This is a genomic window from Glutamicibacter sp. JC586 (assembly GCF_009805585.1).
In the GTDB taxonomy this organism is placed as follows: Bacteria; Actinomycetota; Actinomycetes; order Actinomycetales; family Micrococcaceae; genus Glutamicibacter.
The window spans coordinates 16,188-31,396 of sequence record NZ_VHIN01000009.1 but is presented as its reverse complement, the minus strand read 5'-3'; the positions used below and the strand labels follow the sequence as shown (position 1 = coordinate 31,396).

Genomic DNA, 15,209 nt, shown 5'->3' with positions numbered 1-15,209 from the left:
ATTGCGTAAAGTCGCTCGAAGAAGCGTAAGTCGTGCAATTGTCTTTTTTGGAGGCTGGCCAGACTCTTGCGCGAGTGCTCCATACCCGCGGCAACCGGATACTCTGCTGCTAGCTAGATTCGTAAAGTCGTTCTGTAAGATTGGGGTGGTGATACACGATCGTTTGGCGACTGTCGTGCACGATATTGCCGAGAAACTTGGAGTCAGGAGGCGCTCTTCGTAGCGGAACTGCGAATAGCTGCTCTATTGTGTATACTGTGTACAGTAAAATCTGTCAGGTTTAGATACCTTTTACCTTTTTATTTAAGTTGGTAGCTGAGACGCTTTACTCAATGTAAAAATGTCACCATGCCGCTGAAATTCAACGGTTCAGGTATCGTTACATTGAATGCGAATTGGAGTCAGCTGGATTGAAAGTCAAGAATGAGGGCCTTTTTGAATTTAAGTCCAGTAAACTCAATTTGTTTTTAAGCTTTGATGGTGGATTTTATCTAAATTGGAAGACGTCGAAACCCATCCAATCGCTATCCCTGCTTAGCAGCGATAGCGGTGAGATATATTATGATTTTTCCGATTTTCATTCAGATGACCTATCTTTCGGGGTTATTGACCTGTCCCGGGTTAAATCAGAGGAATATCAAGTAGTTATTAATGGGGTAATGCAAGAATTCGAGATAGTGAATTCAATTCCGGCAGAATTCCCGATTCGCACCAAGAACCAGGGTGCGACAGAGGAACACATATGGAAACTACGGCATTCTGATGACGGAAAAATTCTCCTTTGCCCACTTGCCAAAAAAGAAATGCGCCCGGCTGTTGTCGCGCTGGATGCTGGACTGGGAATTGTTGTCGTTGAAGTTTCCCCTGTTCCTCTGAATTCCGATCATCAATTGGTTTTGCGCAACAGAAAGAACAAAAAGGAATTTGTTAGGGTTCCGGTAGATTTGTGTGATGAAAGTCGGCGCCGGTTCGTAATCAATATCGATGTTTGGGAGAACATGCGAATCCCTTTGAATGGAGGAAAGACTGTTTGGGATCTATTCGTCAGCGAAGACGATAAATTAGCGGAAAGCAAACGTCTGGGGTGGAGGGGTAGTTCAACGGCCAATCCGCGCGAAACTGTCCGTTTTAGGGCTACATCCTCGTGGGCAAAGCGAAATCGGCTATACCGAATTCGTCCGTATTGGACCTTGGACCAATTACTTGCTCTCGAAATTTCTCAATTTTCTAACCCAGAAGGAAGCTACCGATGAAGCTGAACTATCTACTGACGAGCGCAGATGCACGAGCCGGCACAGAACGTGCCATCGCCGACCAAACAAAGAGTATGGCGGCACGTGGGTACGAAGTAACCGTCTCCAGCGTATACAGGCTACCTGAGACCGGGTTTGACTTCGGCGACGGCGTCACAGTGGAGTACATTACTGACTTAGCCGGAGACAGCGGAAATGCTAGTTTGATTATTCCCGAAGAGTGGGATAACCAATTCTGTCGTGAAACAGACACCGCTGTGATGAATTATCTTGCGCAGCGCGAAGACGACGTGCTGATAGCATCAACTCCAGCCTTGGCTGTTTATGCCTTACTTTACTCCCCAGCAACAACAAAAATCGTGCAAGAAGAACATCGAAACACGATGGCTCGTGGTGTAACAGCAGAGCCGCTACTTAGGCACAGTTTAAACGTGGATGCACTCGTGTTATTAACTGAGCGCAATCGCGAATGGCTTGAAAATAAGTGGGCTTCAGTAGCACCGCGCATGGAAGTTATTCCAAATTCGTTGGACCTGACTGCACGTCCGCAAAGTAGTGGTACGCAAAAGGTAGTAATGAGTGCAGGACGTCTCGTGCGAGGCAAAGGATTCGTGAACTTGGTGCGTGCCTTTGCACGCGTTGTTGATGCCAATCCTGAATGGCGCCTTCGAATTTTCGGTGATGGTCCGGATCGAGACAAGATCTTTACTATGGCGCGAAATCTAGGGATTGCGCGTCAGGTCGAAATTTTTCCGCCAACAGAAAATATAGAGGACGAATGGGCTCGCGCGTCCATCGGCGCCCTGGCTTCGGTCTCGGAAGGGCTACCTTTAGTTTTGTTGGAGGCTAGAGGGGCTGGATTACCACTAGTTGCTTTCGACTGCGAAACAGGTCCTCGTGAAATTATTGAGCACGGCAGAGATGGGTACTTGGTCCCATTGAACGACGTAGGTGCATTCGCTGAAGCATTGCGTATGTTGATCGGGGACGAAGACAAGCGAAGAAGTATGAGTGAACGGGCGCCGAAGTCGTTGGCACGGTTCAGCCCTGAAGCCGTTGCGACCCAGTGGGATCAATTGTTTCAAGACCTCGCAAAAACTCGTGGGTCGGCACGCAGCATTACTCAGCTCTCCGCCAAAGAATCCAACGACGGTGTCCCAAGCGACGAATATTCCCCTAACTTGTCTGATCTGGAAACTGCCCAGCTTGGTGTTCTTGGTGAGGCTGAATTGGGGACGAGAGAGTCAAATTCAGAACGAGCAAAGGAAGTAATCTCATCTGATTTGCATGGGATGATTCCGGCAAACGCGAGAATCGAAAACCGACGCCGCCTAGCCAAGCTATTTGAAAATTCGGGTTTGTTTTCCAGACCGATCAATTCGAGTCGAGGACTTTCCTGGGCTATAAAGAATGAAGACCGCGATGACTTACTTGAGTACCTTTCAACACACGCTCCCAACTCCTTGGAAGTTCGTCTCTACGCTGGTCGGACGCGTTTGGACAATGACGGATATTCGTGGCGTCAAGATAACGATGAAGTGAATTGGGGCGAAGTTACGAGGCTCTTCCTATTTCATAATTACAGCGTCTCGGGGACTCGCCGACATGTCGGTTTCGCGGCTGGCGTCACCATTGAAATCTGGGACCATCACGATCGTCGCGAGAATTTGTATCTTGCTCCCCGTGTTAACTACGAAGTGGACACCCTCAAAGCTGAAGATTTCTCATCCCCGCTGTTTGCTCAATGGACTCCACTTCACGAACTACCGTTGTGGTCGCAGGTCACTTTTCCCATCGACGCTGTGTACACTTGGGTAGATGGGCAAGACCCTGTGTGGCTCGCCAAAAAGAACGATGCATCTGGTCTTAATCTCTCGGGTGTCCTGGCAGGGGGAGATATTCGCTACTTAAATCGCGATGAACTTAGGTACTCCTTGCGTAGCCTTCATCAGCATGCACCATGGATACGTCACATCTACATTGTGACGGACGGACAACGTCCGGCATGGTTGGATGAACATGAAAAGGTAACTGTTGTCGACCACAGCGACATTTATCCGGATACTTCAGTTCTGCCTGTGTTCAATTCTCATTCGATCGAGTCCGTGTTGCATAACATCCCAGGACTATCCGAGCATTTCATCTACCTGAACGACGACGTTTTCCTAATGAGGGACCAGAACCCCGAGAACTATTTCACGTCCGTCGGTCAAGCGAAGTTTTTCCCTTCGTCTACTAAAATGAATGATTTAGGGTCGCAGGCTGAGCCGCACGAAGCCGCAGGTATGAACAACCGTGACTTGTTGGAAAACGATTTCGGTGTAACCATCACTCAAGGAATGCTTCATACTCCCCACCCACACCGAGCATCGGTACTTCGTGAAATCTCGGCTCGATATGCGCCTTCTGTGGAAACTACGCGAAAACACAAATTCAGGAATCCCTCAGATCTCTCGATGTTGTCCTCGCTAGGACAGTATTTTGGATATCTTCAGGGGACATACATCCAGGGAGCACTGAATGTGAGTTTTGTTCCGCTCGGCGCAGCGGACACATTGCGTCGACTAGCACAGTTGAAGTACATGCCGCTTGATTGCTTAACTTTTGGAGAGTCCGAGGAAGACCCGAATCCGAGGCTGACCTTTGAGATGGCTACGACGTTCATGAGGTCGACTTTTCAAATACCGGCACCGTGGGAGAAGAACGGATCCTAGATTCATCGAATCGGTGGTGTCTAAGTCTCAAATAGAGACTTCAGTGGGAGAACTCCGACGAAGATAGCTAATTGAGCGGAATTGGAACCGACCGAGTTTGAGCATACTTACACTCGTGTGCATTCCATATTGGACACTGTGCCTGTCCAGACGGTCGCCATTAGTCGCTATATAAGACTGATGGTGACCGTCTAAACAGTCGCATTCGATGAGGTCTCTTTCCGCACCACCGGTCTTGCATGGTTGGACTGCTGTAATATTTTGCGATGTTCGTCTGAGGCGGTGCGAGCATCGCCAAACGTTAGAAACGCACCACGATTTTCCGTGCGCAATGAGTGATACCGGTGGCTTCGTGACACTTACTGAATTCAGGTTCTTGCCACCTGCAGCCCCGCTGGAACGTGTTACATATCGTAGAACATCGGTGTCCTCTTACTCATCTCACCGCGATAGTATGCGCCGAAATATACCAAGTAGCACTTGTTGATAGTGCGTTTCCGGGTTTAGTGATCGAGCGCTGCCGCTCCGGTTCGTTATGGGTGGGGCTATAGGACAAGGAAAGCACGTGCAGACCGACCACGGTAGGCGCCTTGCTTGGCAACCGGTCAATAGGCAGGCATAGTGGCAGCCAAGGAACGAACAAAATTACCCCTTCACTATCTTGGTGCACCGTAACACAAGATCTCACGTCGTGGCAAAATGTGGACATGTGTACTAGCCGCTGTATCCTAGTCGTCGGAGTTCTAGACCAAAGGAATTAGACTACCGACGCATCGACCTCACTTATAACTACATGACGAAGGAAAGAGTCTCACATCATGATTGCGAATAACGTCAAACGCTTAAGAAACAAGATTCGACGTGAGGTGCACTCGCGTATTGATGAAGTTGGCAGAGCACGGGGAAAAAAGAAATCCCTTCGTGAACTGAGGGAATCCAACGTTCGATCGGACTTGATGTTACTTCCTTCGGCAGGCGAGCAGATGCTGTTTCGGCTAACACGCTCAATGAACTTGTCCGAAATTAGGGAAGAAAGCAGATTATGCATATCCCGGATTCTCGACGAGGCAGGAATGATCCATTGGGGGTTTCCCTCGAAGTCTAACGCCGCAAGTAATATCCACACTCTAGCGGGTAATGGATACCAATTGTTTGCGGCATTGCGAGGGTCGCATGAACTCTCACACTGGTACTTTCAATTCGTTCGTCCGGATGGAAAATCTGTTGGCGGACCACGGCTTGTGCGAGAACTAAAGTGGTCCAAGCATTTTCATACTATACGCCTCTTTGAACGAGTCGCTTACAACACGACGTCTAGTTTTCGTTCGGGCGCCTCACAAGGGGTACTTCTTAGCTTTTGGGAAGAATCTCAGTTGCCGGTGAACGTACCTACCGATGCTCTAACTAGTGAGGCTGAAGAGGAAGAAGTGGTGCAGGAAGTTATCATTGCACCACTTTGGAATGAATGCTGCACTTTGTTACCTAATCCAATTCATAGGGAATCGGATTTTGTTCGTTCTCTCAGCGAAGCGGAAAACCCACTTGCTACTCACGTCGATTTCGAGATTGATGCGGTTTATACCTGGGTCGACGGTGCTGATGAACTTTGGCAGACCCAAAAAGCGAGTGCCCTAAATGTGCTGGATGAACAGCAATTCGTTGACGATGCCGTTTCAGATGCCAGATTCGCCGACCATGATGAACTCAGATACAGCTTGCGATCCATCGATCAGTTTGCACCTTGGATCAGAAAAATTTGGATTGTCACTGCCGGTCAGGTCCCCAAGTGGTTAGATACCTCTAATCCAAGAGTGGAAATTATCTCCCACGAAGATATCTGGCCAGACAGCACAGGATTGCCGAATTTCAATTCTCACGCCATTGAATCGAATTTACATCGAATAAACGGGCTCGCAGATCATTACCTGTACTTTAACGATGATTTTTTTCTCACAAGACCGTTGGACCCTTCTGCATTCTTCTTTGGCAATGGAATATCTAAAGTTTTCTTCTCGAAGGCGATGGTGGAATTCACTGAAGTTTCAGGTGCGGACAATGCATCGAGTGTGGCGGCAAAGAACGCCAGGCATTTACTGCTGTCAAGGGGTTACAGCTCATTTTCACGTAAGTTTTTCCATACTCCTAGTCCGCTAGATAAAAATGTTGTTAAGACGGCCGAAATTGAATTTGAGGATGCTTTTAGGGAAACACGAGCAGCGCAATTCAGAGACAGCAACGATATCGCGGTTTCTGGATCGTTCTATTTTAACTATGCTTTGGCTTCCGGGCATGCCGTTCCAGGGCAGATCAAATACGACTACATTGATCCAGCCACTACGGATGGTCGTGACCGCATGAAACGTGTGATCAAGCGACGCGATAAAGACTGCATCGTCATTAACGACGGTTCAACCCCTGAATCCACCCAAGAGCGCGCAAAAACGGATGCATTCATTCGCGATTCCTTGGAGCTACTGTTGCCAGTAAAGAGTAAATTCGAAATATAATTTTCATTCCAACCCTCGATATGAAAGTCTACGGTGATAACATGTTACCGTAGGCTTCTTTCGTATAACGAAAATGGATCCTTGTCATCATGAAAATACTGTCAATTATTCCAGATATCGGCGCAGGTGGGCTTACTGGCGCAGTGCTGAATAGAATGTCATTACTTTCGCGGGAAGGTAACGATTGCTCTGTTGTCTTCTATCAGTTTATACCTGGCTTAAATTCCAAGGTTTCTGGCCTGAGAGAAACTGGTAAATTAGGTGGGAGTGTGCAGGTTTTCAATCCTTATACTTATTTTGACGAACTACATTCTTCTAAATTGGGATATAAGGTCGAGTCGCTTCAATTTATCCACCGGCATGAAGTTCAAAATTCGAAAGAGATAATCGAATCCCATTTGGATGAAACTTTGACCATTAGGGCGAGAATTTTCAAATCTACTGATGCTCGGCAGATTACGAAGATTCAGTTCTTCACTGATTCTGGATCACTTTGGAAAGAGGAGATCTACTATGGCCGAGAAATGCCGCACGTTGTTCGTTTTCATGAAAATGGAAATGTTGTTAGGGAAAAGTATCTAAGCCAAAATGGTTATTGCTACCTGAGTCAAGAATTTGATCCGAAGGACGGTAACTTGTCGGGCCTTTGGGTGAGTGGTTCAGGAGGGCGCGTTAAGTTTCATAAAAGTATATGGGACTGGCGTAGGGATTTCGTGAAGCATGTGGTTTGTGCTAACTCTAGTGAAAATTCCCTACTGTGTGATGGCAATAATGTTCCGCGGCAATTTCTGAGAATGCGTAGCGATCGATTCAAGGTATACGCCGTTCTTCACATGAACCATGTTGGACTGAATGGTAAATTGCGGAAACAATATGCTGGATACTTTGGCCGGCTAAGCGAGTTCGACGGTGTGGTTTGCCTGACTGAAGCTCAAGCCGAGGACTTGCGTGAGGAATTCGGGTTGTTGAATTCACTTCACGTGATTCCGAATCGTGTTGCATCGCTCGTCGACGATCAAACTGTAGTGGATGATGGTGTCCATGACGTTACGCTTATTTCACGACTCGAGGCAGGAAAGGGGGTGGAGGATGCTGTTGATGCATTTAGGCTTGTCGTCGACCGACTTCCAAGAGCTCAAATGTCCATCTATGGTTCTGGAACTAAACGGGATGAAATTAGGAAGTCAATAATCAGAAATGGTCTTCAAGGCAACGTAACCCTGTGCGGTGCGACGAAAAGACCATTACTTGAGATGAGCCAGTCCAAAGTTTTCGTTTTTACATCGGAGAGCGAGGGATTTGGTATGACGATCGTGGAGGCGATGTCCTGTGGCACGCCTGTAGTTGCATTTGACTGCAAATATGGACCCGCTTCTATTATAGCCGACGGACTGACTGGATTTATTGTTAAGGATAGAAATGGATCGGGATTTGCCGATAGGGTAATTCAACTATTGGAAAATGATATTTTGCGGTCAAATTTTGCGCATAGTTCAAAGCAAAGGTTTGAAAACCAGTTTTCGGATGGAATTATCTTGAAAAAATGGAAGAATGTCCTCGGGTTGAAATGGAATTAAGTTAATTAACTGTTAGGAATGTAAATGATGAGTCAAACAGCGATATTCATTGACGCGGGATTCCTGCTCTCCCTCGGTGGCCATCGGGCTGCTGGCACCACGCTTAGATCAGCATTTACCACCCATTATGAAGCCCTTGTTCGAGGTATCGTTCAGACAGTAAAGAAGAATACAGGTCTGAATAACTTGCGCGTGTACTGGTATGACGCGTCTAAAGACGGACTATTTACTGAACAGCACAAGCGCATAGGCCTAATTCCGGGCGTAAAAGTTCGGCTTGGACGTATCTCTTATAACGGGGAACAAAAGGGTGTAGACCTTCGCCTGGCACTAGATCTCGTCGGCGTTGCCCGGAATCACTCCGCGTCTATTGCCTACCTTGTATCTGGGGACGACGATCTTGCTGAGGCCGTCGAAGAAGCTCAAGACTTAGGGATGAAGGTCGTTCTACTGGGCATCGCCAAGTCTGACAGTCGTCTAGGTGTGGCCTCGGTTGCTGAACACTTAGCGCTGACTGCCGACTATATTGAAACGATTCCAAGCCAGCTGTTGGACAGCGCCTTCACCAAGGTATTGGAATGGGACAAGAACCATTCTGAAAAAACTTCGGAGATTGCCGGGGCTCCAACAGCAGTGCCGACACCAGCCGTGCCTAAACCGGTTGTTCCCAGCCCTGCCCTGCTGGCGCAGAAGCCAGTTCCTAAGGTTTCAGTGCAGCCGGAGTCGAACGTGGAGATGGTTTACTCCAGCGGCGGCGAACGTCCGGGCTACAAAGGTAGCGCGGCCTATGAGCAAAAGGAACTCAAGACCGCCGAGGAAATTGGCGCTAAAGTTGCTGAGTCGTGGCTGGCCTTCACGACGCAACAGGAAGTCGTTGAGCTCATGGCCGATAAGCCGCAACTACCACCTGAAATCGATAGAACACTTCTCAAAGACTGTGCCCAGGTACTAGGAGAGTGGAAGACTGATCAGCAGATCATTCGCCGAACTCTTCGAGGGGCCTTCTGGGAGTACCTAGCCAAGATCATGTGACCGGCCAGCAACGACTCGAAGAACTGCAAAGCAATCAAGCTAAGGTAAATTTGTAACGTGACTTCTCAGCAGAAACCTTTTTACATAACCACTGCCATTTCTTACCCGAACGGCACCCCACACATTGGCCACGCCTACGAGGTGGTGGCTACCGACGTGATGGCTCGTTTTAAGCGACTCGACGGCTTTGACGTTTTCTTCATGACTGGCACCGATGAGCACGGTCAAAAGATGATGCAGACGGCTGAAAAGCTGGGAATCACGCCGGCGCAGCTGGCTCAACGCAACTCAGACGCATTCCAGGCCATGAATGATGATCTGGGCACCAGTTATGACCGGTTCATTCGCACCACCGATGCTGACCACCATGCCGCTGCACAGGAACTATGGCGCCGAATGGAAGCCAATGGCGATATCTATCTAGATAAGTACGCCGGCTGGTACTCAGTACGTGATGAAGCGTTCTACACGGATGATCAGACTGAAGTCCGTGAAGACGGTATTCGCTATGCCAAGGAAACCGATACCGAGGTTACCTGGACCGAGGAAGAATCCTACTTCTTCCGCTTGTCCAAGTACCAGGACAAGCTGCTCGAATACTACGAGAACAATCCAGAGTTTGGTGCTCCGCGTTCCCGCTTTAACGAGGTTGTCCGCTTCGTGGAGGGCGGTCTGACCGACCTATCCATTTCCCGCACGACCTTTGACTGGGGAATTCCAGTTCCTGGTAATGAAAAGCACGTCATGTACGTGTGGGTAGATGCCCTGACCAACTACCTCACCGGTGTTGGCTTCCCAGACGTTGACTCGGCCTCGTTCCAGAAGTACTGGCCAGCAGATGTCCACGTCATCGGTAAGGACATTTCTCGTTTCCACGCCATCTACTGGCCTGCATTCTTGATGTCCGCTAACCTGCCGCTGCCAAAGCGTGTCATGATTCACGGCTTCTTGCACAATAACGGCGTGAAGATGTCTAAATCGCTGGGTAATACCGTTTCCCCAGACGACTTTGTGAACCGTTATGGTCTAGACCAGGTTCGCTACTTCTTCCTGCGCGAAGTGGCATTTGGTGCGGACGGAAGCTACAACCACGAGACCATTGTCGCGCGCATCAACGGTGACCTTGCCAATAACTTCGGTAACCTGGCGCAGCGCTCCTTGTCCATGGTGGCTAAGAACTGTGGTGGAGTTGTCCCAACTCCTTCCCAATTCCTTCCCGTGGATCATAAGATTCTTGATGCCGTCGGAAAGCTGTTGGAAATTAACCGCGATGCATATTCGCGTCAGGAATTTAGTAGGGCTCTGGAAGCTGTCTGGCACGTACTGGGTGACACCAATGCGTACTTCGCCGAACAGGAACCATGGAAGCTCAAGAAGACTGACCCTGAGCGCATGGCCTCCGTCTTGTACGTGACCATTGAAATCGTGCGCAAGGTGGCACTGTTGTTGCAGCCAGTATTGCCACAGGCGATGACTGCCATGCTTAATTCCTTGGCCGTGGGCGAAGGGTCGGCACGTACTTTCGAGTACTTCGACACCGCATTGGTTCCTGGCACTGAGCTTCCGGCACCAGCGCCTGTCTTCCCGCGGTATGAAGAAGAGAAGTAGATTCAGATTCAGACGTGAAATGCCGGTCTGGCTGCTAATCCTACTTGTGGGATTGCTAGCCAGACCGGCATTAGATCTATCTAGGGACTAACTACCCCGGTTTGGTAGGCGATAACCACCGCTTGAACACGATCACGGGCTTCAAGCTTGGAGAGAATGTGTCCCACATGCGTCTTCACCGTAGCTTCAGATAGGAAGAGTTCCTCAGCTATCTCTGGATTTGAGCGACCTAATGCGATGAGCCCGAAGACTTCACGCTCACGGCGCGTCAGTGAGTCGACAAAGGCTGCAAGTTTCTCGTTGCAAGGAGCGGATGCTTTTTTCATCAACGGTGCCATGTGATCGAGTAACCGTCGGGTAGTCGATGGCGCAATAACAGCGTCACCCCTATTCACCGTCCTGATGGACTCCAGGAGTTCTTCTGGCGGTGCATCCTTGAGGAGGAAACCGCTGGCGCCTGCCTGGATGGCGCTGAATGCGTACTCATCCATGTCAAAGGTGGTCAATACAATGACTTTGGGCCCTTCGGTAGCTGATCTAGCCGGAGCCAATAAATGCTGGGTTGCTTCGATGCCGTCCATTTCTGGCATGCGGACGTCCATGAGGATCACATCAGCCTGGCTCATCAGGGGAGAGGCGATAGCCTCACGACCATTGCTAGCTTCAACGATCACCTGCATATCCTCTTGAGAGTCAATCAGCATTCTGAAGCCACTACGAACGAGCAGCTGATCATCAACCAATGCGATTTTGATGGCATTGATATTTTCCATGTGTATTTAGTCCTCGGAGTATGGGATGAAAACTGCTACGGCGAAGCCGCCGGATGGTTGCGGGCCTGAGGTGCAAGTACCGTCATATAAGGCTACGCGCTCACGCATACCGATGAGTCCTTGACCGGCCCCTTCGAGCTTGATCGCTCCAGCGCCGCGACCGTTGTCGGCTATTCGCAAATCAAGTCCGCGGTAAGTCCAGGTGAGGACAACTTCCGCTTGTGCATTGGTTCCTGCATGCTTCAAAACATTGGTCAGGGATTCCTGGACACAGCGATAGGCTGTAAGTTCAGCTCCGGCCGGAAGTTCCTTTCGTGGAGTACCTGCGGACTTCAACCTTGCCTCTAGTCCCGAGTTTCTTGCTACTTCAACAAGGTCATCAAGGTCACTAAGGGACGGTAACGGACGATTCTGCAGTTGCTCGTCGGTGCGCAAGACCCCTAAGAGTCGACGCATTTCCTTCAAAGAGGCGCGACCGGTATCCGAGACTGTCTTCAGAGTTTCGATGGCAATCTGCGGATCCTTGACAGCGGCATAGCGAGCGCCATTGGCTTGAGTGATAATGACGGACAGAGAGTGAGCGACGATATCGTGCATCTCGCGGGCAATGTGATTTCGTTCGTCGGAGGCGGCCAAAGCACGCTCCATGATGCGTTCGTTCTCGAGCCTTTCCGCATGGTCCTTGAGTGACTTCACGGCGAGCCTGCGGGTGCGCGCTAGGTCACCGGATGTCCATGAAAGCGTGATAACTAGTGCAAGCCCGACGAAAGAGATGATCATGTCGCCGGAGAATGAGGGTGTCGCCCCGGGATCATATTGCGACGGAGTGAATATGCTCGCCGTTGCGAGCAACGCGCCAAGTAATCCAAGAGCCAAGGTACTAAACGATTGCCAGCGCTTACCGTAGACCGCCATGGTGTAAACCATGATTGGTACGGATAGTTGAGAAGGGAGCATGAGTCCGGCAAAGCCAAGTTGCAAAAGGTGTCCCAGCGTAACTATTAAGGTTACGGTCCAAGGAAATCGCCTTCGTACCATTAGCGGCGCTGATTGCAACAGCATGATTGCAAAGATAGACAGGACTGCTGAGGTGCTCATTGCCCCGATAAGTCCGACAGCAACTGGTATGCAGAACAGCGTATAGACCAGCCCTGTAATGAAATCTATGCGCCGAGGGTTCGCGCGGATCCAACCGTCAATTCGACGGTGGGGGTTGGCAAGAAACAATGCGTCCTTCAATTCAGTGGTGCTGCGAGGCAACAAAATGTGCCAGATCTTCTCTCGATATACCTAGAGTATCGAGTCATTGCGGCGATGCACCTCATGCCCAGGTTTGAAGTATGAAACTTCACGAGTACGAAGTTCTCAACATATGAGACGAACTCTCACATGTTGGACTTGGGTCGCTAGAGTTAAAGCATGGCAAATGAATTTGATATTGCGGTCATTCCAGGCGACGGGATTGGCCCGGAAGTAGTCAACGAAGCGGTCAAAGTACTGAACTATGTCACTAACGGCGGCAAGTACGACGTCAAGCTCACTGAGTACAAGCTCGGTGCGGAGCACTGGCTTGAGACCGGTGAGACCCTTCCGGACGAAACCCTGGAAGCGATCAAGAAGCACGACGCCATTCTCTTTGGCGCTGTTGGGGCAGCACCGGGGGACACCCGTATCCCTTCGGGGATCATTGAACGCGAACTGCTGTTGAAGCTTCGTTTCTCACTGGACCACTTCGTCAATTTGCGTCCTTCCAAGCTCTACGCGGGGATCGAAAGTCCACTCGCTAACCCTGGCGACATCGACTTCATCGTTGTGCGCGAAGGCACCGAAGGTCCGTATGTTGGCAACGGTGGATCGGTGCGTACCGGTACCGAGCACGAAATCGCTACTGAAGTTTCCGTGAACACGGCCTATGGCGTAGAGCGCGTGGTACGTGATGCCTTCCGTCGTGCGGCTGCGCGTGAGCGTAAGCACGTGACCTTGGTCCACAAACACAACGTATTGGTTCATGCCGGCCACCTTTGGAAGCGTACCGTTGAAGCTGTGGCTAAAGAGTTCCCTGAAGTAACTCACGATTACCTGCACGTGGACGCTGCCACAATTTTCTTGACCACTGACCCGTCCCGCTTTGACGTTATCGTTACCGATAATCTCTTCGGTGATATCTTGACTGACCAAGCCGGCGCCATTACCGGTGGTATCGGACTAGCAGCGAGCGGCAACATCAATATGGATCGCACATACCCTTCGATGTTTGAACCAGTGCACGGTTCCGCTCCAGATATTGCTGGCCAGCAGAAGGCCGATCCAACTGCAGCGATTCTGTCCGTTGCCTTGATGCTTGATCATCTGGGATTGTCAGAAGAAGCACGCGCAGTTGAGCAAGCTGTTGAAAAAGAGATCACTTCACGTCAAGAATTGACCGATAATCGCACCACGAGTGAAATCGGCGATGCAATTGTCGCTTTACTGGCATAAGCTAAAAAGAGACGTTACTGGTTAGCTAATAACTGGTGGCAATTCCACGAACGGATGTTCCGCAGTAGCGTGGAGCATCCGTTCTTTTGATTATTGAGCTAGGAAGTCCAAGGGTAGATGGAATTCACCGAAAATCTTTCAACGAGTCGCAAGAGCGCACAAGAGCGCGCCAGCGTATTGGCCAACCCAGGATTTGGCGACTTCTTCACTGACCACACCGCAGTAGTCGACTGGACCGCTAATGACGGTGGTCGTGATGGCCAATGGCACGACGCTCGTATTGAACCTTACGGACCAATTGCCATGGATCCTGCCGCCTCGGTGCTTCACTATGGCCAGGAAATCTTTGAAGGTTTGAAAGCATACCGCCACGAAGATGGTTCAGTATGGAGCTTCCGCCCACGCGCTAATGCGACCCGTCTGAATAAGTCTGCCCAGCGCTTGGCGTTGCCTCAGCTGGATGAAGAAGTTTTTGTCGACTCACTCAAGAAGCTTGTTGCTACAGATATTGATTGGGTCCCAACTGGTGAAGGCGAAGCCCTATACCTACGCCCCTTCATGATCGCCACGGAGGCCTTCCTGGGTGTCCGCGCAGCGCGCGAGGTTTCCTACCGCGTCATCGCATCCCCCGCCGGCAACTATTTCGGTGGCGAGCTTAAGCCAGTGGCCATTTGGGTCTCGAAGGACTACGCGCGCGCAGGGCGCGGTGGCACAGGTTCCGCGAAATGCGGTGGCAACTACGCGGCATCACTGATCGCTCAACTGGAGGCAGAAGAACACGGCTGCAAGCAGGTGCTGTTCCTAGATTCGTTCAACGACAACGCTGTAGAAGAACTCGGCGGTATGAACGTATTCTTTGTCACCAAGGACAACAAGCTAGTAACCCCAGCGTTGACTGGAACCATTCTTGAAGGCGTAACTCGCTCATCGGTGATTCAGCTGGCGAACGATCGCGGCATGGAAGTTGAAGAGCGCAAGATCACCCTCGACGAATGGCGTGAGGGCATTGCATCCGGAGACATTGCAGAAGTCTTTGCTTGTGGCACAGCGGCAGTTATCACTCCGATTGGTGTCCTCAAAAACGGAGATGAACTCATCGGAAACGAAAATGCTCCTGCGGGTGAAGTGACCATGTCTATACGTGAAGAACTTCTAGGCATTCAGCTCGGTACCGTTGAAGATCGACACGGCTGGCTGGAACGATTGGCCTAGAGGTCAAAACTTGCGACTACGATGGTCTCGGGGATTAAATCCCGAGACCATCGTT

10 protein-coding genes are annotated in these 15,209 nt (G+C 50.1%); 8 read left to right on the top strand and 2 right to left on the bottom strand.

Annotated features, from left to right (window positions below; genetic code table 11):
* Positions 1–410 precede the first annotated feature (410 nt).
* The 6 genes from FJV47_RS06670 to metG all read left to right on the top strand — a co-directional run bounded on the left by FJV47_RS06670 (position 411) and on the right by metG (position 10,691).
* Entirely contained in the window at positions 411–1,253 is an 843-nt protein-coding gene (locus FJV47_RS06670; RefSeq protein WP_159611303.1) for a hypothetical protein, read from the top strand.
* Positions 1,250–3,967 (top strand): stealth conserved region 3 domain-containing protein, encoded by a 2,718-nt coding sequence (locus FJV47_RS06665; RefSeq protein ID WP_159611301.1) that lies wholly within the window; start codon positions 1,250–1,252, stop codon positions 3,965–3,967. The genes FJV47_RS06670 and FJV47_RS06665 overlap by 4 nt, the downstream gene beginning before the upstream one ends.
* An 818-nt stretch (positions 3,968–4,785) precedes the next feature.
* On the top strand, positions 4,786–6,474 hold the full coding sequence (locus FJV47_RS06660) for a stealth conserved region 3 domain-containing protein (protein ID WP_159611299.1): 1,689 nt from the start codon (positions 4,786–4,788) through the stop codon (positions 6,472–6,474).
* An 89-nt stretch (positions 6,475–6,563) separates the two neighbouring features.
* On the top strand, positions 6,564–8,051 hold the full coding sequence (locus FJV47_RS06655; RefSeq protein WP_159611297.1) for a glycosyltransferase: 1,488 nt from the start codon (positions 6,564–6,566) through the stop codon (positions 8,049–8,051).
* Positions 8,052–8,075: 24 nt separating this feature from the next.
* Positions 8,076–9,083: an NYN domain-containing protein gene (locus FJV47_RS06650; protein ID WP_159611295.1), complete on the top strand. Its 1,008-nt coding sequence runs from the start codon at positions 8,076–8,078 to the stop codon at positions 9,081–9,083.
* Positions 9,084–9,140: 57 nt separating this feature from the next.
* Complete coding sequence (gene metG / locus FJV47_RS06645; protein WP_159611293.1) at positions 9,141–10,691, top strand: methionine--tRNA ligase; 1,551 nt, start codon at positions 9,141–9,143, stop codon at positions 10,689–10,691.
* A gap of 80 nt (positions 10,692–10,771) precedes the next feature.
* Here the strand turns inward: metG and FJV47_RS06640 are convergent, their stop codons facing one another.
* Together FJV47_RS06640 and FJV47_RS06635 are read right to left on the bottom strand one after the other, a co-directional pair.
* Positions 10,772–11,464 carry a response regulator transcription factor gene (locus tag FJV47_RS06640; RefSeq protein ID WP_159611291.1) on the bottom strand — a complete coding sequence of 231 codons (693 nt, stop codon included), beginning with the start codon at positions 11,462–11,464 and terminating at the stop codon, positions 10,772–10,774.
* 6 nt (positions 11,465–11,470) lie between these two features.
* Positions 11,471–12,379 (bottom strand): sensor histidine kinase, encoded by a 909-nt coding sequence (locus FJV47_RS06635; RefSeq protein WP_235026383.1) that lies wholly within the window; start codon positions 12,377–12,379, stop codon positions 11,471–11,473.
* A gap of 504 nt (positions 12,380–12,883) precedes the next feature.
* Between FJV47_RS06635 and FJV47_RS06630 the strand changes: the two genes are divergently transcribed.
* Positions 12,884–13,942, top strand: coding sequence for a 3-isopropylmalate dehydrogenase (locus FJV47_RS06630; RefSeq protein WP_159611289.1), 1,059 nt, complete (start codon positions 12,884–12,886; stop codon positions 13,940–13,942).
* A gap of 117 nt (positions 13,943–14,059) precedes the next feature.
* Positions 14,060–15,154 (top strand): branched-chain amino acid aminotransferase, encoded by a 1,095-nt coding sequence (locus FJV47_RS06625; RefSeq protein WP_159611287.1) that lies wholly within the window; start codon positions 14,060–14,062, stop codon positions 15,152–15,154.
* Positions 15,155–15,209: the final 55 nt, after the last annotated feature.